The sequence below is a fragment of the Photobacterium sp. TY1-4 genome (assembly GCF_025398175.1).
In the GTDB taxonomy this organism is placed as follows: domain Bacteria; phylum Pseudomonadota; class Gammaproteobacteria; order Enterobacterales; family Vibrionaceae; genus Photobacterium.
Window position 1 is genome coordinate 706,727 of record NZ_CP099734.1, and the last position, 18,784, is coordinate 725,510.

20 protein-coding genes are annotated in these 18,784 nt (G+C 56.9%); 5 read left to right on the forward strand and 15 right to left on the reverse strand.

Annotated elements, in window-relative coordinates; all coding sequences use genetic code 11:
- Positions 1–169 precede the first annotated feature (169 nt).
- On the reverse strand, positions 170–1,420 hold the full coding sequence (locus NH461_RS03470) for a uracil-xanthine permease family protein (protein WP_261601910.1): 1,251 nt from the start codon (positions 1,418–1,420) through the stop codon (positions 170–172).
- 303 nt (positions 1,421–1,723) lie between these two features.
- On the opposite strand from NH461_RS03470, the gene NH461_RS03475 reads away from it, so the two are divergent.
- Positions 1,724–2,908 (forward strand): DUF2066 domain-containing protein, encoded by a 1,185-nt coding sequence (locus NH461_RS03475; protein ID WP_261601911.1) that lies wholly within the window; start codon positions 1,724–1,726, stop codon positions 2,906–2,908.
- 95 nt (positions 2,909–3,003) lie between these two features.
- On the opposite strand, the gene NH461_RS03480 is transcribed toward NH461_RS03475, so the two are convergent.
- The 4 genes from NH461_RS03480 to NH461_RS03495 all read right to left on the reverse strand — a co-directional run bounded on the left by NH461_RS03480 (position 3,004) and on the right by NH461_RS03495 (position 5,954).
- Positions 3,004–3,435: a DUF2069 domain-containing protein gene (locus NH461_RS03480; RefSeq protein WP_261601912.1), complete on the reverse strand. Its 432-nt coding sequence runs from the start codon at positions 3,433–3,435 to the stop codon at positions 3,004–3,006.
- A gap of 12 nt (positions 3,436–3,447) precedes the next feature.
- On the reverse strand, positions 3,448–4,035 hold the full coding sequence (gene wrbA / locus NH461_RS03485) for an NAD(P)H:quinone oxidoreductase (protein ID WP_261601913.1): 588 nt from the start codon (positions 4,033–4,035) through the stop codon (positions 3,448–3,450).
- Positions 4,035–4,385 (reverse strand): arsenate reductase (glutaredoxin), encoded by a 351-nt coding sequence (gene arsC / locus NH461_RS03490; RefSeq protein ID WP_261601914.1) that lies wholly within the window; start codon positions 4,383–4,385, stop codon positions 4,035–4,037. Before arsC ends, wrbA begins: the two co-directional genes overlap by 1 nt.
- A 114-nt stretch (positions 4,386–4,499) precedes the next feature.
- Entirely contained in the window at positions 4,500–5,954 is a 1,455-nt protein-coding gene (locus NH461_RS03495; protein ID WP_261601915.1) for a M48 family metalloprotease, read from the reverse strand.
- Between the two features lie 198 nt (positions 5,955–6,152).
- On the opposite strand from NH461_RS03495, the gene NH461_RS03500 reads away from it, so the two are divergent.
- The gene (locus NH461_RS03500) at positions 6,153–6,380 is read left to right on the forward strand and encodes a sulfurtransferase TusA family protein (protein WP_261601916.1); all 228 of its coding nucleotides are present in this window, start codon (positions 6,153–6,155) and stop codon (positions 6,378–6,380) included.
- Positions 6,381–6,387: 7 nt separating this feature from the next.
- The gene (locus NH461_RS03505) at positions 6,388–7,467 is read left to right on the forward strand and encodes an AI-2E family transporter (RefSeq protein ID WP_261601917.1); all 1,080 of its coding nucleotides are present in this window, start codon (positions 6,388–6,390) and stop codon (positions 7,465–7,467) included.
- 116 nt (positions 7,468–7,583) lie between these two features.
- Here NH461_RS03505 and bcp read toward each other — a convergent pair whose 3' ends face one another.
- Together bcp and NH461_RS03515 are read right to left on the reverse strand one after the other, a co-directional pair.
- Positions 7,584–8,054, reverse strand: coding sequence for a thioredoxin-dependent thiol peroxidase (gene bcp / locus NH461_RS03510; protein ID WP_261601918.1), 471 nt, complete (start codon positions 8,052–8,054; stop codon positions 7,584–7,586).
- An 11-nt stretch (positions 8,055–8,065) separates the two neighbouring features.
- Positions 8,066–8,605 (reverse strand): ACT domain-containing protein, encoded by a 540-nt coding sequence (locus tag NH461_RS03515; protein WP_261601919.1) that lies wholly within the window; start codon positions 8,603–8,605, stop codon positions 8,066–8,068.
- A gap of 259 nt (positions 8,606–8,864) precedes the next feature.
- On the opposite strand from NH461_RS03515, the gene dapA reads away from it, so the two are divergent.
- Complete coding sequence (dapA, locus tag NH461_RS03520) at positions 8,865–9,746, forward strand: 4-hydroxy-tetrahydrodipicolinate synthase (RefSeq protein ID WP_261601920.1); 882 nt, start codon at positions 8,865–8,867, stop codon at positions 9,744–9,746.
- 32 nt (positions 9,747–9,778) lie between these two features.
- Complete coding sequence (bamC, locus tag NH461_RS03525; protein WP_261601921.1) at positions 9,779–10,813, forward strand: outer membrane protein assembly factor BamC; 1,035 nt, start codon at positions 9,779–9,781, stop codon at positions 10,811–10,813.
- Between the two features lie 133 nt (positions 10,814–10,946).
- Here the strand turns inward: bamC and lipA are convergent, their stop codons facing one another.
- The 8 genes from lipA to rlmH all read right to left on the reverse strand — a co-directional run bounded on the left by lipA (position 10,947) and on the right by rlmH (position 18,779).
- Entirely contained in the window at positions 10,947–11,915 is a 969-nt protein-coding gene (gene lipA, locus NH461_RS03530; protein WP_261601922.1) for a lipoyl synthase, read from the reverse strand.
- The gene (lipB, locus tag NH461_RS03535; protein ID WP_261602819.1) at positions 11,912–12,559 is read right to left on the reverse strand and encodes a lipoyl(octanoyl) transferase LipB; all 648 of its coding nucleotides are present in this window, start codon (positions 12,557–12,559) and stop codon (positions 11,912–11,914) included. Before lipB ends, lipA begins: the two co-directional genes overlap by 4 nt.
- A gap of 116 nt (positions 12,560–12,675) precedes the next feature.
- On the reverse strand, positions 12,676–12,951 hold the full coding sequence (ybeD, locus tag NH461_RS03540; RefSeq protein ID WP_261601923.1) for a DUF493 family protein YbeD: 276 nt from the start codon (positions 12,949–12,951) through the stop codon (positions 12,676–12,678).
- A gap of 150 nt (positions 12,952–13,101) precedes the next feature.
- Positions 13,102–14,277, reverse strand: a complete 1,176-nt coding sequence (locus NH461_RS03545) for a serine hydrolase (RefSeq protein ID WP_261601924.1) — start codon at positions 14,275–14,277, stop codon at positions 13,102–13,104.
- A 151-nt stretch (positions 14,278–14,428) separates the two neighbouring features.
- A complete protein-coding gene (locus NH461_RS03550; protein WP_261601925.1) occupies positions 14,429–15,235 on the reverse strand; it encodes a septal ring lytic transglycosylase RlpA family protein in 807 nt (268 codons plus the stop codon).
- The gene (mrdB, locus tag NH461_RS03555) at positions 15,235–16,356 is read right to left on the reverse strand and encodes a peptidoglycan glycosyltransferase MrdB (RefSeq protein ID WP_261601926.1); all 1,122 of its coding nucleotides are present in this window, start codon (positions 16,354–16,356) and stop codon (positions 15,235–15,237) included. The genes NH461_RS03550 and mrdB overlap by 1 nt, the downstream gene beginning before the upstream one ends.
- The gene (gene mrdA / locus NH461_RS03560; RefSeq protein WP_261601927.1) at positions 16,353–18,302 is read right to left on the reverse strand and encodes a penicillin-binding protein 2; all 1,950 of its coding nucleotides are present in this window, start codon (positions 18,300–18,302) and stop codon (positions 16,353–16,355) included. Before mrdA ends, mrdB begins: the two co-directional genes overlap by 4 nt.
- A 6-nt stretch (positions 18,303–18,308) precedes the next feature.
- Positions 18,309–18,779: a 23S rRNA (pseudouridine(1915)-N(3))-methyltransferase RlmH gene (gene rlmH / locus NH461_RS03565; RefSeq protein ID WP_261601928.1), complete on the reverse strand. Its 471-nt coding sequence runs from the start codon at positions 18,777–18,779 to the stop codon at positions 18,309–18,311.
- Between the last annotated feature and the right edge of the window lie 5 nt (positions 18,780–18,784).

The window sequence follows — 18,784 nt, forward strand, 5'->3', positions numbered from 1 at the left end:
TCTTCACCGTGCGCCCGGCTGTTTTGAACCAATCAGGTCAATCAGGGAGTAACGGATTGACCTGGGCTAACTTAACCGACGCGGCCTGATGGGCTGGCCATAAAAAACGCAGAAGCGGGGGCTTCTGCGTTTTGGGGGATCTTGCCTATTGTTTGCGAGAGGCTGGGACTTAGCGCGTGGACTCTTCCATTTGCGCGTTGTCGACCACGTGGTTCTCGCCCAGATTGTCCGGCAGAACCAGGTTCAGCACAATGGCGACAATGCCGCACAGGCTGACGCCTTGCAGGCTGAATTCACCGATGCCGAATGCCATGCCGCCGATGCCGAAGACCAGGGTTACCGCGACAATCACCAGATTACGTGCTTTGTGCAGATCCACTTGGTTCTTGATCAGGGTGTTGAGGCCAACGGTGGCAATGGAGCCGAACAGCAAAATCATGATCCCGCCCATCACCGGCACCGGGATGGTTTGCAGCGAAGCGCCCAGCTTGCCGACAAAGGCCAGCACCAGCGCGGTAACGGCAGCCCAGGTCATAATCACCGGGTTGAAAGCTTTGGTCAGCATCACCGCACCGGTGACTTCTGAATAGGTGGTATTTGGCGGCGCGCCGAATAAAGAGGCAGCCATGGTTGCGACCCCGTCACCCGCCATGGTCCGGTGCAGGCCCGGCTTTTTCAGGTAGTCTTTCCCGGTGACGTTGGAGATGGCCAGCATATCGCCGACGTGCTCTACCGCCGGGGCAATGGCGACCGGGATCATAAACAGGATGGCATTGATGTTAAATTCCGGGAACGTGAAGTTCGGCAAAGACAGCCAACTGGCCTGGGCCACTGGCGTAAAGTCGACCACACCGAAGAACAGGCTGGTGGTGTAACCGGCAACAATCCCGCCCACAATCGGGACCAGCTTCAGGAAGCCTTTGGCGAAGACGCTCAGCACAATGGTGACCAGCAGAGAGATCGTCGAAATCCACAGCGCAGCATCACCATCGATCAGCTGTACGGCACCGTCTCCGGTTTTCCCCAGCGCCATATTGACCGCAACCGGTGCCAGACCCAGACCAATCACCATGATCACCGGGCCAACCACCACCGGTGGCAGCAGTTTATGAATAATGGCGACACCGCGCACTTTGATCACGGCACTCATCAACACGTAAACAACCCCGGCAGCCATCAGGCCACTCATGGTCCCGGCAACACCCCAGGTTTGGACGCCATACATAATCGGAGCAATAAACGCAAAAGAGGAAGCGAGAAAGATGGGAACGGAGCGTTTGGTGATGAATTGAAAAAGAAGGGTACCAATACCTGCGCCAAATAGCGCCACACTCGGATCCAGCCCGGTTAATAGTGGTACCAGAACCAATGCACCAAACGCGACAAACAGCATTTGAGCGCCCTGTACAACCTGCATCATTGTTGTTTCCACCCTGTCTGAAAAAAAATCGCGGAATGCTATCACGGATGTAATCGTTTGCCCATTTGCCGGACAGGAAAAAACCACTTGCTCATCAGGGATGTTGAAAAGTTTAATTTTGGTCACCTTTTAATGTAACGATTGTATTTCGTTGCATGCATTGGTGCGGTTGTTTCGGTCGTCTGAGGCGGCTCAGGTTACGGGAGTTGGAAGAAAGCGCACGCCTGGCGTGGATTTTCTCACGCTAGCAGTTGCCGATACTGGCTGGTTCATTCTATGATCGGGCATTAAGTCAATGATGATATGAGTCTTCTAATGCTGCGTATTGCTCTACTCCTGTGCGCTTTCCTGGCCTGGCCATTGAAAGCTGCAACAGTGACCAATCTGTATCAGGCGGAAGTGGTGTTGCCGGATACTGATCGGGCGTCTGAAACGAAAGCGCGGGAAGCTGCGCTGGCGCAGGTGCTGGTCAAAGTGTCGGGTCAAAGTACCATTACCGAGAATGAAGTGATCCAAAAGGCGATGGCCAACAGCCGCGTGTATGTCAGCCAGTTTGGTTATGGTAGCCAGGATGGCCAGCAAACCCTGGCGCTGGCGTTTGACCGGGGGCAAGTGCGTAATCTGCTGACCCAGGCGAATGCCACTCTGTGGCGGGAAGAGCGGCCGAGCGTGTTGGTGTGGCTGGTGAAAGATGCCAATCGCAATCGGGACATTGTCTGGGATCAGTCCGGCAGTGTGCTGACCGCCCAACTGAAACGGGCTGCTGACCAACGCGGGGTGCCGGTGATGGTGCCGATTGGCGACTTTGAAGATGTTACCGCGATTAATATTCCGGATCTGTGGGGCGGTTTTGTGCAGCCGATTGCAGGCGCCAGTGCCCGATATCAGCCGGACGCCATTCTGGTGATCCGCATGCGCCAGTCTGCGGCTGATAATGTCGATCTTGGTTGGCAGCTGTTTGCCGATACTCCGGAGCAGTTGGCGAATTCGCAAACCATGCCGGCAGAAGGTCGCGCGGCGGGCAGTACGGCAGATGCCCTGAAGCAGATGATGGATCAGGTCGCCGACACGCTGGCGGCCAAGTATGCGGTACCGCTGGGCGGCGCGGCCAGTGATGCTTTCGCCATTGAGGTGGCCAATATTCGCACCACGGAAGACTTCTTTGCCCTGGAGCGGTTGCTGACCAATCTCACGTCGGTCGCTTCGGTTAATGCCAGCCGTGTGCAAGGGGACAGCGTGATCTTTGCCGTGAACCTGTTGAGCACAGAAAACGCGTTTTATCAGGAGCTGGGCCGGGATACCCGCCTGAGCCGGGCAGCGGCGGCGTTGCCGGGTACTGAGCCGGGGGGCATGTCTCCGGAAGAGAAGCTGCAGGTGTTGTACGCCGGTGTTGAATCGGACACGGCTCTCGACCCGGATGCGGTGGATGTGTCAGCGACCCTGGCTCAGCCTCGGATCGAGCGGAACCAGTTCTACTGGCGCCCTTAGTCCGCTCCCACGTAGCGGCACCGTGAATGATAAAAAAACCGGCCCTCTCTGAGAGGCCGGTTTTTGTTTTTGTCAGCTGCCGAGGTGACGTCGGGTTACTTTTCTTGTTTCTCGTGGGCTTCCCGCTCTTCTTTTTCGACCTGGGACAGTCTTTTCAACTTAATGCCCAGCTCCCGGCCACGCTGACGGGCAAACAGGATGTTGGCGATAAATGCGCTGGCGGTAATGCCCAGCTCAATGAGGGCCAGCAGGCGTTCTCCATCGTCAATCCACAAAATCGTCAGGGCGTGGAGGAAGTAGAACATCAGAATGAAATTGGCCCAGGCGTGGGTGTAGGGCTTCCCTTCCAGGATCCCTTTGAGCGGCAACAGCATCGGCAAGACCCACATCCCGGCCACGACCAGATTGTTGAGGTGCGGGTGCGGGGAGATCGCACTTTGCCACAGGCCAACCCAGAGGATCAGCGACAGGTTGGCGGTCAGCGCGAAGTAACGCAGGTTTTGCGTTGAAGGGCTCATTGGTGTCATGCATTGATCCTTTTATGCCTGATGTAGCTTTTTGGCCGTGTCAGCCAGGCGCTTGCCCAGGGCCTGTGCCAGGGCGGTTTCATCTTGATCCAGCCCGAGGCTCGGACTGTGGTTGAGGTGCGACGCGCCGTAGGGGGTGCCTCCGGAGCGGGTGGTATGTAGCTGGGGCTCCGAGTAGGGCAGGCCGACAATCAGCATACCATGGTGCAGTAAAGGCAGCATCATCGACTGCAGCGTGGTTTCCTGTCCGCCGTGCATGGAAGATGAGGCGGTAAAGACGCAGGCGGGCTTGCCGATTAAGGTGCCCGAGAGCCAGTGCGCACTGGTACTGTCGATAAAATGCTTGAGCGGCGCGGCCATGTTGCCAAAGCGGACCGGGCTCCCCATCGCCAGACCAGCACAGGTTTTCAGATCGTCCAGGGTCACACAGGGATCGCCTTCGGCGGGCGATCCTGTGGTTTGACCCTGGCTGTCGATGTCCGCCACCGTGCGCAGGACCGCTTCGCAGCCGGCTACTTGCTCAATCCCGCGGGCAATGTGCCGGGCCAACTGGCGGGTGCTGCCGTGGCGGCTGTAGTAAAGCACCAGGAGTTTCAGCATTACAGAATTTCCAGCACTTGCTCTGGTGGGCGGCCCATGGCGGCTTTGTCGCCATTGACCACGATCGGGCGCTCAATCAGTTTCGGGTGAGCGGCCATAGCCTCGAACAGCTGTGCTTCGGTGATCCCGGCCTCGCCCAGTCCCAGCTCTTTATACAGCTCTTCTTTGGTCCGCATCATGTCACGGGCAGAAGTGTAGCCCAGCTGGCTGAGCAGGGTTTGCAGCTGCGCGACACTCGGGGTTTGCTCCAGGTATTTGACAATCTCCGGGGTGATCCCTTTCTCTTCCAGTAGGGCCAGGGTCTGGCGGCTCTTTGAACAGCGCGGGTTATGGTAAATAGTTACGGCCATGAGATCTCCAATCGATGAGGTGCATCCTGCTGAACCGGTGGGTTAGCAGGATGGAAAATAAATGTTGCAGCCCTATTGTAGTGGAACTGCAACCTGGAATAAAAGTGAAGTGGCTCAGAGATCTGCGACTCTGGCGCGGGCGAGGCGCAGCTGATCGATACGGGCATCATAGCGGGCCTGATCCAGGGAATTGATTTCCACCAGTTGGCTGGCCTCGATGTAATACTTGATGGCTTTATCCCATTGGCCACGCAGGGCCATCAGCTCGGCCCGCGCCGCCAGCTCAGCATCGCGGCGTCCGCTGTGTGCATAGGCCTGGGCCAACAGGTACCAGCCATTGGTATCGTCGGGATGATCATGGCTGTAGCGGTTCAGGATCGGGATGCTCTCGCCCGGACGTCCGGCTTCTTGCAGGGCGTTGGCCAGGTTCAGGCGCAGTACCTGATGTTCCGGATTGGCCTTGAGAGCTTTTTCCAGTCGTGAAATTGCTCGATCGAACTGTTTCTCGTACAGATCAAGATCGGTGGCGGCATCAATATAAAAGCGGTTGTTCGGATCGCCGGTCAGCAGGGGATCCAGCAGCGCATGGGCTTGCTGATACTGGCGGGCATCGATATACACCAGTGCCTTGCCGTAGTTCAGCGCGTCTTTGCGGGCGCCGCGGGCTTTTTTCAGCTGGCGATCAAACCAGTCCTGGGCGGCATCGCTGTCGATCCCGGCGTAGCGGGCAACGATTCGGGCCCGGGCCAGCTGGTAGCGGGCTGAGGTTTCGTTTTTTTGAACCGGATACTGATTGGCCCGGCTGCGGGAGTCGGAAATCCGGGATTCCGGCAGGGGGTGAGTCAGCAACATGGCCGGCGGTGTGCTGGCATAGCGGTACTGATCGGCCAGACGGCCGAAAAAGCGCGGCATGGCCTGAGCCTCAAAGCCGGATTTGACCAGCGTGGCAATGCCGATTCGATCCGCTTCTTTCTCGTTACTGCGGGTATAGTTGATTTGCCCTTGGGCCGAGGCTGCTGTGGTGGCGTGAATTGCCGCTATTCCGGCTTCCGGGGAAGCAATGGCCAGCATCATTGAGCCGACCAGGGCGGCCAGGGTCACCGGCGATTTGCGGGCCTGATCTTCCATGCTGCGCGCCAGGTGGCGCTGGGTCACGTGGGCAATTTCGTGGGCCACGACCGAGGCCAGCTCGCTTTCGGTATTGGCGTGCAGATATAACCCACTGTGGATGGCGACATGACCGCCGAAAAAGGCGAAGGCATTGATTTCGCGGTTTTGGATCAGGAAAAAATTAAACGGGGTGCGCACATCATTGGCATTGGCAACTAAGCGGTGGCCGAGGTCCTGAATATACTCTGAGAGCAAGGGGTCGCTGATCACCGGCATGCTGGCTCGCAGCATGCGCATGTAGGCGTCGCCATAGACCATTTCTTTCTCGATGGTCAGGGTCGAGGCCGCGGTGGTCCCGATCTCCGGCAGGGCATTGAAATTATCTGCCCGGGCTGCCTGACCCGGACCCAGCAGGGCGGCCAGCAACAGGCAGAGAGGTGCTTTGGTCAATCGAATCATATCTTTAATACAGCCACCTGTCTGAGGTCCTTTTTTGCATTCCGGCAAGGCTGGCAACGGCGCTCAGTCGCCGTGCAAACCTCTCGGGAAAGGTATAACTTACAGAGATATGACAGCAAAACCACTGTCAGGTTTCTTTTTTGTGGTGACAATGTCCATTACAATACTCCGATGGATAATAACTGTCAGCATACCGGAATGGAAATCCCATCGCTCGATTTGACGGCGGAACGTTGCCCCATGGCTTTATTATTGGCGAAGCGGGCGACGAAAGCACTCCGATACGGTCAGCGTATGAAAATACATCTCTCTGACACGGGGGCCAGGCAAGATATTCCCCGATATCTGTTAAACCACGGATTTACTCTCGAAGAGTTGGTTGCCGATGCGCAATCGCTCGTAATTATTGTGACCAGAAGGCAGTAACGAATTTATGCTGGAAATGCTAAACCGCTGGTATCAGCGCCGATTCTCTGATCCTCATGCCGTCAGTCTGGTGGCCATTCTGCTGTTTGGCTTTCTGACGATATATTTTTTCGGCAACTTGATCGCCCCGTTGCTGGTCGCGATTGTGCTGGCTTACCTGCTGGAATGGCCGGTGATGATGCTGGTCCGGTTGCGGGTGCCCCGTCTGCTGGCGGTGATCCTGGTGTTACTGCTGTTTGTCGGCCTGATGGTGATGGCCGTGTTCGGGTTGGTGCCGACGATTTGGCATCAGGTCGGGAATCTGATTGCCGATGTGCCGACCATGTTTAACGGCTTGCAGCAATACGTCTCCAGCCTGCCGGAGCGTTATCCGGATTTTGTGCAGCCGCATCAGATTGACACCTTCATGAACACCCTGCGCGAAAACGTGCTGGGGATGGGGGAGCGCGTGGTGAAAAGCTCGCTCTCTTCGCTGGTCAGCCTTGCGACGCTGGCAGTGTACCTGATCCTGGTGCCGTTGCTGGTCTTTTTCCTGCTCAAGGACAAGGATGAAATGCTGATCACCTTTAAGGGCCTGCTGCCGAAGAATCGCCGTCTGGCGAGCAAGGTGGGGGTCGAGATGAACCAGCAAATCTCGAACTATATCCGCGGTAAGGTGACGGAGATCTTTATCGTCGGGATTGTCAGCTACATCACCTTTGCGGTGATGGATTTGCGCTACGCCGTGTTGCTCGGGGTGCTGGTGGGCTTCTCGGTGTTGATCCCGTATATCGGTGCCGCTGCGGTGACCTTGCCGGTGGCCATGGTGGGCCTGTTCCAGTGGGGGATCAGCCCGGATTTCTGGTGGCTGCTGGTGGCGTACGGCATTATTCAGGCGCTGGACGGCAACGTGCTGGTCCCGATCCTGTTCTCTGAAGCGGTAAACCTGCACCCGGTGGCGATCATTGTTGCGGTGCTGGTCTTCGGTGGTCTGTGGGGATTCTGGGGCGTATTCTTCGCGATCCCGCTGGCGACGCTGGTGAAAGCCGTGTGGAATGCGCTGCCGTCGACGGAAATTCAGGAGCCGACGGATCACAGTGCGTCCTAAGCGCTGTCAGTCTGCCCATACAACAAAGGCCGCGTGATGCGGCCTTTTTGATCGGACGATAAGATGCGGGCGATACTGAAATCTGGGGATAGCCTCCAGAGCAGACCGGGCAACAATCAATCGTTCTGGTTCAGGTAATTCAGCACCACCTCGTGGTGGTCTTTGGTTTTGAACTTGTTGAAGACGTGTTCAATCGTGCCGTTTTCGTCAATCAGGAAGCTGATGCGGTGCAGGCCGTCGTACACTTTCCCCATGAATTTTTTCTCGCCCCAGACACCGAACTGGTCGGCCACGGCATGGTCTTCGTCTGACAGTAGGGTGAAGTTCAGGTTGTCGCGCTCGATAAACTTCGGCAGGCGTTTTACCGGATCGATACTGATCCCCAGCACTTCGACATTCAGCGCATCCAGCTCAGCTTTGCTGTCCCGCAGGGCACAGGCCTGCGTGGTGCAGCCCGGCGTCATCGCCTTGGGATAAAAATACGCCAGGACTTTTTTCCCCCGGAAATCAGACAGCGCGACAGGCTGGTTGTCTTGGTTCAGCAACGTGAAGTCTGGCGCAGGCGTACCGGCGGTCAAGGTCTTCATAGCGGTTTTCCTTATTGATTATGGCCGATAAAAGTCACGTTGCCGGTGACCAGCAGGTCCTGGCAAAGTGCTTCATATTCTTCTTGTAAGGTCATCAGGTTACAGCCTTCAGGCAGGTTGGTGCTGATCTGTAACTGGAAGCGGCTCGGGCCGCCGGCCTGCTCGGCCTCGTGGGTATGGGCGCTGAGCGAGGCAATGTCCACCGCTCGGGTGGCAAAGAAATGGGTGAACTGTTCAATCAGCCCCGGGCTGTCATCGGCCTCGATATGGAAATCTGCGGTGTAAGGGAAGTAGCGGTACTCATGCTTGGTCGTTCGCTTCATTACCGTGAGCAGATCATGTTCCTGCGCCTTGAGGGGCAGGGTCGACTCCACCCGGGAAATGGCGTTGCTGTTGCCGCACAACAGCATGATGAGGGTAAACTCACTGCCGAAAATGGCAATCCGGCTATCGACGATATTACAGCCGCAATGGGTAATAAGCCGGGTGATTTCGTCTGAGATGCCCGGGCGATCCGTACCAACGGCCGTGATGACTAGGTAATGTTCCATATTTATACACATCGTATTTTTGATTATCTTCAGCATGGTAGCACAGTCATTGCAACTCAAGCCAATGGGGGGACCCGCGTTTCTCGGATCCTGTGTCAGCGCAGACACAGTTGGGGAAATCTCCTGCAAAATGTAGAAAATCCAGCAGATTACCGAGTGCCGAAACCGCGGCTTTACTTCACTGATTTACATACTTCTGTCTTGTGTTTGCGGTCACTGAAAAGTACCATGAAAGCTTACAGATATAGGGGAGATGGACATGTTTTCAGGAAGCATGGTAGCGCTAGTGACGCCGCTGGATGAAGCCGGTGAAGTGGATTACGCCAGCCTGGCATCATTAGTGGAATACCACATTGCAGCAGGGACCGATGCAATTGTGGCAGTTGGCACGACAGGTGAATCAGCCACCTTAACGGTTGATGAGCACGTGAAGGTCGTCAGGAAAACCGTTGAGTATGCCAACGGCCGAATTCCGGTGATTGCCGGGACGGGTGCCAATGCGACGCATGAAGCCATCACCTTCAGTAAATTGTTCTCAGGAACCGGTGTCGCCGGTTGCCTGAGTGTCACACCGTATTACAACAAGCCGACTCAGGAAGGCTTGTACCAGCATTACAAAGCCATTTCAGAGTCGACGGATCTGCCGCAGATTCTCTATAACGTGCCGGGCCGTACCGCCGTGGACATGCTGCCGGAAACCGTTGCCCGTCTGGCGAAGCTGAAAAATATCGTCGGGATCAAAGATGCGACCGGTGATTTGACACGCGTTCAGAAAACCCGGGAACTTTGTGGCGAAGACTTTATCCAACTGAGCGGTGATGATGCGACCGGGTTGGATTTCGTTTTTGCCGGCGGCCACGGGGTGATTTCCGTGACCGCGAACATTGCGGCGGCGGATATGGCTACCATGTTCAAGTTGGCTCTCAACGGTCAATTGGAAGCTGCGCAGGAGATCAATGCGCGATTGATGCCGCTGCACAAGCATCTGTTTATCGAATCCAATCCAATCCCGGTGAAGTGGGCAGCACACCAATTGGGACTGATTGAGCACGGCACCTTGCGTTTGCCGCTGACAGAGCTGAGTGAGTCGGCGCAATCTGTCGTGGCTGAAGCGCTGAAAGATGCCAATGTGCAGCTGTAATTTGCGAGCGTAGGTAGGAGCGCAGAAACTGAATGAAGAATCAATACAGGCTGGCAATCACGGCCGTGATGGTTGCGACGCTGGCTGGATGCTCGGGTGGTGCGGAGCAGCGCCGTCAGGCGAACCAGGATTTTAACTATCTGAACACCAAGCCATTGCAATCCTGGAATGTTCCGGCGGGGGCACAGCTGTCTCAGGTCGACGATTACCGGATCCCGGTACAGACCTTCCCCGGCGCGCTGGGGCGTGAGGTCGATATTCGTCCGCCGCAGCAAGTGCTGACGTTGATCCCCGGCACGCGTGTTGTCAATGACAGTCAGGGCGTGACGCTGGTGCTGGCCAAACAGGCCGATCAGGCCAAGCTGTGGCGGATGACGCAAAACGTGCTGACCGAGCGTAATGTGCCGCTGTTGAGCCAGTCGGAAAATCGGATAGAAACGGACTGGGTGAGCTGGGAGCAGAGCGACGAAGATGTCGTCGTGAGCAGCCGCTACCGGATTGAGACGTCGGAGGTGAACAACCAGCCGACCTACCGGATTATTCTGACCGATTGGCGTGAGGGCACGACGGATATCCCGGTTTCTGCGAGCAACAAAGAGCGTTACAGTATTCTGATGACCAACCTGATGATGGCGCGTTATGATCTTCAGGAGCGTGAGCTGGCCCGTCAACGGGCACAGGAGCTGGTGAAGCAGATCCCGATCTCGATGGGTAAAGATCGCAGCGGCTTACCGGTGATTATTGCCCGGGCGCCATACAATGTGTTCTGGGAGCGTTTGCCGAGTCTGTTGACGCAACTGGGCTTTACGGTCGAAGGCCGAAACCGTTCGCAGGGGATTGTTGATGTGGAGTTCCGTGCGCCGGACGATGAGTTCTGGACCGAGTTGGGCACTCTGCCAATCCAGCTCAATAACCGCTCGTACCGCCTGCAACTGGGCGATCTGGGCAACCGGACGTCGATTAACGTGACCAACACTGATGGCAAGCCGGTGACTGAAGCGGCGCTGGAAAGCCTGGCCCCGGTGTTTGCTGCAGCTGTTGAGCGCGAGAATCAGAACAAGGGCTAACCAGCCATTTGGTTGCCGGATCAAAAAAACCGCCGCGGTAAGCCGGGCGGTTTTTTTATCCTTGTGCTGCTGAGCAAGGTGGTTGAAACGAGCCTGTAGGAATCAGGGCTCGCCGCAACGCAGGAAGCGGGTCTTATTTGACCTCTTCCCCTTTGGCCTGCAGATCGGCATGGTATGAAGAGCGTACGAACGGACCACAGGCGGCGTGGGTAAAGCCCAGCTCCAGTGCAATCTCTTTCAGCTCTTCAAACTCAGAAGGTGGGACATAACGCTCGACCGGCAGGTGGTGGCGGCTTGGGGCCAGGTACTGACCCAAGGTCAGCATGGTCACGCCGTGGGCTCGCAGATCCTTGAGCACTTCAACGATCTCTTCTTTGGTCTCGCCCAGGCCCATCATCAGACCGGACTTGGTCGGCACTTCCGGGTGCATTTCTTTGAATTTCTTCAGCAGATCCAGCGACCACTGGTAGTTGGCACCCGGGCGGGCCTTACGGTACAGGCGCGGTGCGGTTTCCAGGTTGTGGTTGAAGACATCTGGCGGACTGTCACGCAGGATTTCCAAGGCGCGATCCATCCGGCCGCGGAAATCCGGGACCAGGGTCTCGATCTTGATATCCGGGTTCTTGGCACGGATTTCGCGGGTACAATCCGCAAAGTGCTGGGCACCGCCGTCACGCAGATCGTCACGGTCGACCGAGGTGACGACGACGTAGCGCAGTTTCATGTCGGCAATGGTCTGGGCCAGTTGAGTCGGCTCTTCGGCATTCGGTGGCAGCGGACGGCCATGGGCAACATCGCAGAACGGGCAGCGGCGGGTACAGATGGCACCCAGGATCATAAAGGTGGCAGTACCGTGGCTGAAACACTCGGCCAGGTTCGGACAGGAGGCTTCTTCACACACCGAGTGAAGATTGTTCTTGCGCATAGCGGACTTGATGTCACGGATACGCTGACTGTCTGCCGGCAGCTTGATTTTCATCCATTCCGGCTTACGCAGAACCGCTTTCGGCGCTTCTTCCGCAACATTGCGGACAGGGATCAGCGCCATTTTATCGGCATCGCGGTATTTGACACCTTGTTCGATTTTGATTGGTTTGCTCATGAATTGCTTTCCGTTATCCACTCAACGCTCTGGTATTGGAGCAGTTTGACAAGCTCTTCTATTAGTACAGGCTGAACGTCTGCCAGTTCAGATGGGCCATTTAAGGATGCTGTCTGGGTCATTTCCATCCCCTGATACCCGCATGGGTTGATCCGTAAAAAAGGCGCCAGGTCCATGTTGATATTGAGTGCCAGACCATGAAAAGAGCAACCACGCCGGATGCGCAGCCCGAGAGAGCATATCTTCTTGCCGTCGACATACACACCGGGGGCATCCGGGCGGGCGTTTGACTCGATCCCGAAATGGGACAGAGTATTAATGACCGTGTTTTCAATATGTGTGACCAGCTCGCGCACACCGATTTTCTTGCGGCGCAGGTCAATCAGAAAGTAAGCGATTTGCTGACCGGGACCGTGATAGGTCACCTGGCCGCCGCGATCACTTTGCACCACAGGAATGTCGCCGGTGTTGAGCAGGTGCTCAGCCTTTCCCGCCTGACCCTGGGTAAAGACCGGGTGGTGTTCAACCAGCCAGACTTCGTCTGTGGTGTCGGTCCCACGCTGATCGGTGAAATCGTGCATGGCTTGCCAAGTCTGTTCGTACGCTCGGCGGCCAAGGTTCCGAATGATGATGTTCTGTTGCAATGTTACACCCATATTGTCGCCAGGCTCTGCCTGGTTCAATGCACCCAACCGGGGTGCATTCTGAGACTTGGCAGGCGATGAATCAGCTGCCACAAAGTCGGGGCTTTCGGGATGAATTAAAGCACGACACGAACGATATCGATTTCACCCAGCTCTTTATACAGCGTTTCGACCTGCTCAATCGAGGTGGCCGTGATGGACACGGAGACAGCGCTGTAAGTGCCTTTGCCGCTTGGTTTCACGTTCGGGGTGTAGTCCCCCGGTGCATGACGCTGGATCACTTCCACAACACGATCCGGCAGCTCAGGCTTATTGTAACCCATGACCTTGTACGTGAATTTGCACGGAAACTCCAGCAGGTCTTTTAGTTTTGGCTGTTCTTGCGGTTGCATTCTGAACTCCAGGAATTGTATTCGGTACGACTGTGGTTTAGCCGAGCATATTAATGGCTCAACCGGGAGAACACAAGCATCGACCGGGCCGCCGAATGGCAAAAGAGGCAACCGCGGTTGCCTCTTTGTTTGTGTTTTCAAGCGACTGGATTAGCTCAGCCAGCCTTTGAACAGCAGCATAATATAGTCGATCAAACGACTGAACAGGCCACCTTCGTTGACATCGTTCAGGGCCAGCAGCGGGTACTCGGCAATATCTTCCTCACCAACACGGTAGTACAGCTTGCCGACGACATCGCCCTTGGCGATTGGCGCTCTGAGCTCTTTTTCCAGCACGAAACTGGCCTTGAGATCTTTGGTCTGACCGCGTGGCAGGGTGACAAAGGTATCTTCGCTCACACCCAGTGAGACTTCATCGCTGTTGCCCATCCAGACTTTCTCGGTGACGAATGTAGCGTTGGCCTTGTGCGGAGAGACGGTTTCAAAGAAACGGAAACCGTAGTTCAGCAGCTTCTTACTTTCGGCCTTGCGGGCATTCGGGCTGTTGGTGCCCATCACCACGGCAATCAGGCGCATCTGGCCTTCGGTCGCGGTGCTGACCAGGCTGTAGCCGGCATTGTTGGTGTGACCGGTTTTCAGGCCGTCGACATTCAGGCTTTTATCCCACAGCAGGCTGTTGCGGTTGTACTGGGTGATGCCGTTGTAGGTGAACGATTTTTCCTTGTAGATGGCAAACTCGTCCGGAACGTCGCGGATCAGGCCCTGTGCCAGCAGCGCCATGTCATTCGGCGTGGTGTACAGGTCCGGGTTATCCAGGCCGTGCACGTTAGCAAAATGGGTCGAATCCATCCCCAGGGTCCGTGCCCAGGCATTCATCAGATCGACAAACGAGTCTTCCGAGCCCGCGACGTGTTCAGCCATGGCGACGCAGGCGTCGTTCCCGGACTGGATCACGATGCCGCGGTTGAGGTCCGACACCTTCACCTCACTGCCCACCTCGATGAACATTTTTGAAGAGCCCGGGAAGTTCTTGGCCCAGGCATTCTTGCTGATCACCACAGTGTCATCCATGGAGATGTTGCCGCGGTTGATCTCCTGGCCGATGACATAGCTGGTCATCATTTTGGTCAGGCTGGCCGGGGGGATTTTGTCGTGTTCTTTGTTGCCGGCCAGAATTTTGCCGGAATGATAGTCCATCAGGACATAGCCTTTCGCAGCAATTTGAGGCGCTTCAGGCACAACTGCCGGCGCCGCAGCAACACAAGCTGAAGCGAGCAGCGTCGCAGAGACAGCCACAGAACGAATGAGTGCAGCAGATTTTTTCATGATAGTTGTAACTTAGTTTGTCGAGTGCAAAAAACTGTACACACTATATCAGATTGAACCTTGAGCACCAGTTTTGCGGCCGGATGGTCTTGCGGACGCATAAGCGGAGCGGCTGATAAGCGTGTGTCAGACCGTACAGGGCTGCCTGCGCTCAGAGCGTTTGCTCTGACTGGCGCTGGGCAGAAATGATAAATGCCTGCGGGTAGCTGCCGGACTGGGCTTTATCCCGCTGGGCAATGGCTTCATCGCGGTCCACATAAGGACCGAGTCGCAGCCGGTAGACCTCAGCCGCCTCGGCTTTAACCATATCGACCGGGGTTGCAAAATCCTGTGCCAACTGTTTGGCCATGGCTTGTGCCCGGGCCGGGTCGGTGACGGCGGCCAGCTGAACGAAATACACGTTCAGGTTGGCGCTTTGCCATTCATCGCTGTTGGCCGGCTTCGGCACCTGGATCAGCTCGATTCTGACCGGCGCAGTGCCGTGCTTCACCACATCCAGCTTAGTCGCGGCGGCCATGCTTAAGTCGATGATCCGGCCGTCATGGAACGGGCCGCGATCATTGACCCGGACCACGGCGGTTTTGCCGTTGCGGGTATTGGTCACTTTGACATAACTTGGCAGCGGCAGGGTCTTATGGGCGGCTGTCATGGAATACATGTCATAAATTTCGCCGTTCGAGGTCTTGTGGCCGTGAAACTTCTTGCCGTACCAGGAGGCAAATCCTTCCTCGCTGAACGGCTGGCGGGCATCGACGATCTGGTAGTCTTCGCCCCGCAGGGTGTAATTCTTGTTCCCGGCCAGGCTCAGCGGCTCGTAACGGGGTTGGGCATCTTCAATATGATCCAGGGTCGGCGATGACTCCGGGGCGGTATCGTCGGCCAGATCATAGCGCTTGTGATCGGAAACCGAGCTACAGCCCGCCAGGAGGAGAACAATGAAAACAGGAATTACGCGCATTAGGTCGCCTTAGACAACATTTTTCTGTGAGTGTGGATAGACATCAGGATCCCGAATCCAGCCATCAGGGTGACCATGGAGGTCCCGCCGTAGCTGACCAGCGGCAGGGGCACCCCAACCACTGGTAACAGGCCGCTGACCATGCCGATGTTTACGAAAATATAAACAAAGAAACTCAATACGACACTACCGGCCATCATCCGGCCGAAGGCGGTCTGGGCCCGGCTGGCCAGCAGCAGGCCGCGGCCGATAATGAACAGGTACAGGGCCAGCAGGCAGACGACGCCGATCAGGCCCCATTCTTCGGCGATCACGGCGAAGATAAAGTCGGTGTGGCGCTCGGGCAGAAATTCTAACTGGGACTGGGTGCCTTGCATCCAGCCTTTGCCGGCCAAGCCGCCAGAGCCGATGGCAATCTTGGACTGAATAATATGGTAGCCGGCCCCGAGTGGGTCGGATTCCGGGTTAAACAGGGTCAGTACCCGGGTGCGCTGATAGTCGTGCATCAAAAACAGCCACAGCACCGGGATAAAGGCGCCGAGCAGCACCGCGGCGGCCCCGATGATTTTCCAGCTGATCCCGGACAGGAACAACACGAAAATCCCGGAGGCGGCGATCAGGATCGAAGTGCCGAGATCCGGCTGCTTGGCAATCAGGATTGTCGGCACAAAAATCATGGTCAGCGCGATGATGATATTGCGAAAGCTCGGCGGCAGCGGCTGGTTGCCGATAAAGCGGGCAACCATCAACGGCACTGCCAGCTTGATCAGCTCCGAGGGCTGGAAACGGACAAAGCCCAGGTTGAGCCAGCGCTGGGCACCTTTGGAGACCTCCCCGAAGGCCAGGACCCCGATCAGCAGCAACAGTCCGACCCCGAACAGGTAGGGCGCCCAGGTTTCATAGTGGCGCGGCGCTATCTGGGCCAGGATGAACATCACGCCCAGCGACAGACACATTCGCACTGCCTGGCGTTCCATCATGGCCAGGTTTTGGCCACTGGCGCTGTACATGACGACCAGGGCAAAGCCCATCAGGGCCAGGATCCCCAGCAGCAGCGGCATATCCAGGTGTAAGCGATCACTCAGGGTACGTTGATTGCCGGTGGCAGCCATCACATTCATCGGTTTACCTCGACTAACTTGGGATCGGTGACGGACAAGGGCGGCGTCGCGGGTTTGAGCAGCATATGGTCGAAAATTTTTCGCGCCACCGGGCCGCCGTTGGACGAGCCGCCCCCGGCGTTTTCCAGCACCATGGACACGACAACGCGCGGATCCTCATAAGGCGCGAAGGCGGTGAACAGGGCGTGGTCACGCAGGTGCTCTTCCAGTTCATCGGCGTTGTATTCTTCGTCTTCAGCCAGGCCGAACACCTGGGCCGAGCCGGATTTCCCCCCCGCTTTGTACTCGGCGCCGTAGAACGCACGCCGTGCGGTGCCGCGCTGGCCGAACAGGACCCGCAACATGCCGTCTTTGGCGATTTGCCAGTGCTTGGGGCTCACATTGTCAATGGGCGGATACTCATCGAAAATCGCCGGCATTTCCGTTTCATTGTCGATGATATCTTTCAGCAGATGCGGGGCACGGACCACGCCGTTGTTGACCAGCACCGTGGTGGCCTTGGCGATTTGCATCGGTGTTGCGGTCCAGTAGCCCTGGCCGATCCCGACCGGGATGGTATCGCCCTGATACCACGGCTGGCGGAAACGGGCCTGCTTCCATTCGCGGGTCGGCATGTTGGCCTTGCTCTCTTCATGAATATCGATCCCGGTGTATTCACCGAAACCAAAGCGGCTCATCCACGACGACAGGCGATCAATCCCCATGTCGTAGGCAATCTGGTAGAAGAAGGTATCGACCGATTCCTCGATGGCCTTGTGAATACTCACCTTGCCGTGGCCCCAGCGGAGCCAGTCCCGGAACGGCCGGCTCTTGGAGTTCGGGATTTTCCAGTAACCGGGATCGTTGCGGGTGGTGCGTGGGGTGATCACCCCTTCGGTCAGGGCCGCGACCGCGATCATCGGTTTGACCGTCGATGCCGGCGGATAGATCCCGAGGGTGACCCGGTTGACCAGTGGACGGTTTTTATCGTGCAGCAGCGCCCGGTACGCTTTCCCGGAGATCCCGTGGACAAACAGGTTCGGGTCGTAGCTCGGACTGGAAACCATCGCCAGCACGGACGAGTCACGCGGATCCAGCACCACCACCGAGCCACGCTTGTGGCGGACGATCTCCTCGCCGGTATCCGGATCCTGTTTACGTTCGGTCAGCAGCTCCTGTACGTAGAGCTGAAGCTCGATATCCAGATTGAGGCGGATATCTTTGCCCGGGATCGGCGGCACGTACTTCAGGGTCCGGATCACCCGGCCGCGGCTGTTGACTTCGACTTCCTGGTAACCGGATGTGCCGTGGAGCAGATCTTCGTAGTATTTTTCGACCCCCAGTTTGCCGATATCCCGGGTTGCCTTGTAATTGTTGAGTTTGTCGTCGTCTTCCAGACGGCGCAGATCCCGGTCGTTGATCTTGGCCACGTAACCCAGAACATGGGTCAGGGCTTCGCCGTACGGGTAGTAGCGTTTAAGGTACGCCTTGACCTCCACCCCGGGGAATTTGTGCTGGTTGACCGAAAACAGGGCCACCTGATGCTCGGTGAGCTGGCTCAGGACGGGGACGGACTTAAAGCGGCGGGTACGACGGCGCTCTTTCTGAAACCGCTCGATGTGCTCCTCGGTCAGTCCCATCAGCGGCGTGAGCCGAGCAAACATGGCGTCGAGGTCCGGGACTTTCTCGGTGGTGATTTCCAGGGAATAGACCGGCCGGTTTTCGGCCAGCAGAATGCCGTTCCGATCGTAAATCAGGCCACGGTTGGGCGCGACCGGGACAATTTTGATCCGGTTGTCGTTGGAGCGGGTCTGGTAGTCGTCGTGCTGGCTGACCTGAATGCGGTACAGGTTGGTGAGCAGCACGCCGACCAGCACGATGATGCCGGCAAATGAGACAAGAGCCCGGCGAAAAAACAATGCCGATTCAGCGCGATGGTCGCGGATCTGGGTTCGCTTTTGTCTCATTGGCACCTATTCTCTGTGGTAAGGGTGATTGGCGGTGATACTCCACGCACGGTAGAGGCTTTCAGCCATTACAATCCGTACCAGTGGATGCGGCAGGGTGAGCGGTGAAAGCGACCAGCTTTGTTCGGCAGCAGCTTTACAGGCCGGCGCCAGCCCTTCCGGACCGCCGATCAGAATAGACACGTCGCGTCCGTCCAGTTTCCAGCTTTCCAACTGGCCGGCCAGTTGGTCGGTATCCCAGCGTTTGCCCGGAATGTCCAGCGTGACAATGCGGTTGCCCTTGGCCACCGCAGCCAGCATGGCTTCGCCTTCTTTTTGCAAGATGCGTGCAATGTCGGCATTTTTACCGCGTTTTCCCGCCGGGATCTCAATCAGTTCCAGGGGCATGTCTTTCGGGAAGCGGCGGCTGTATTCCTTATAGCCTTCCTCGACCCATTTCGGCATTTTGGTGCCAACCGCAATCAGTTGAAGCTTCATGGTGA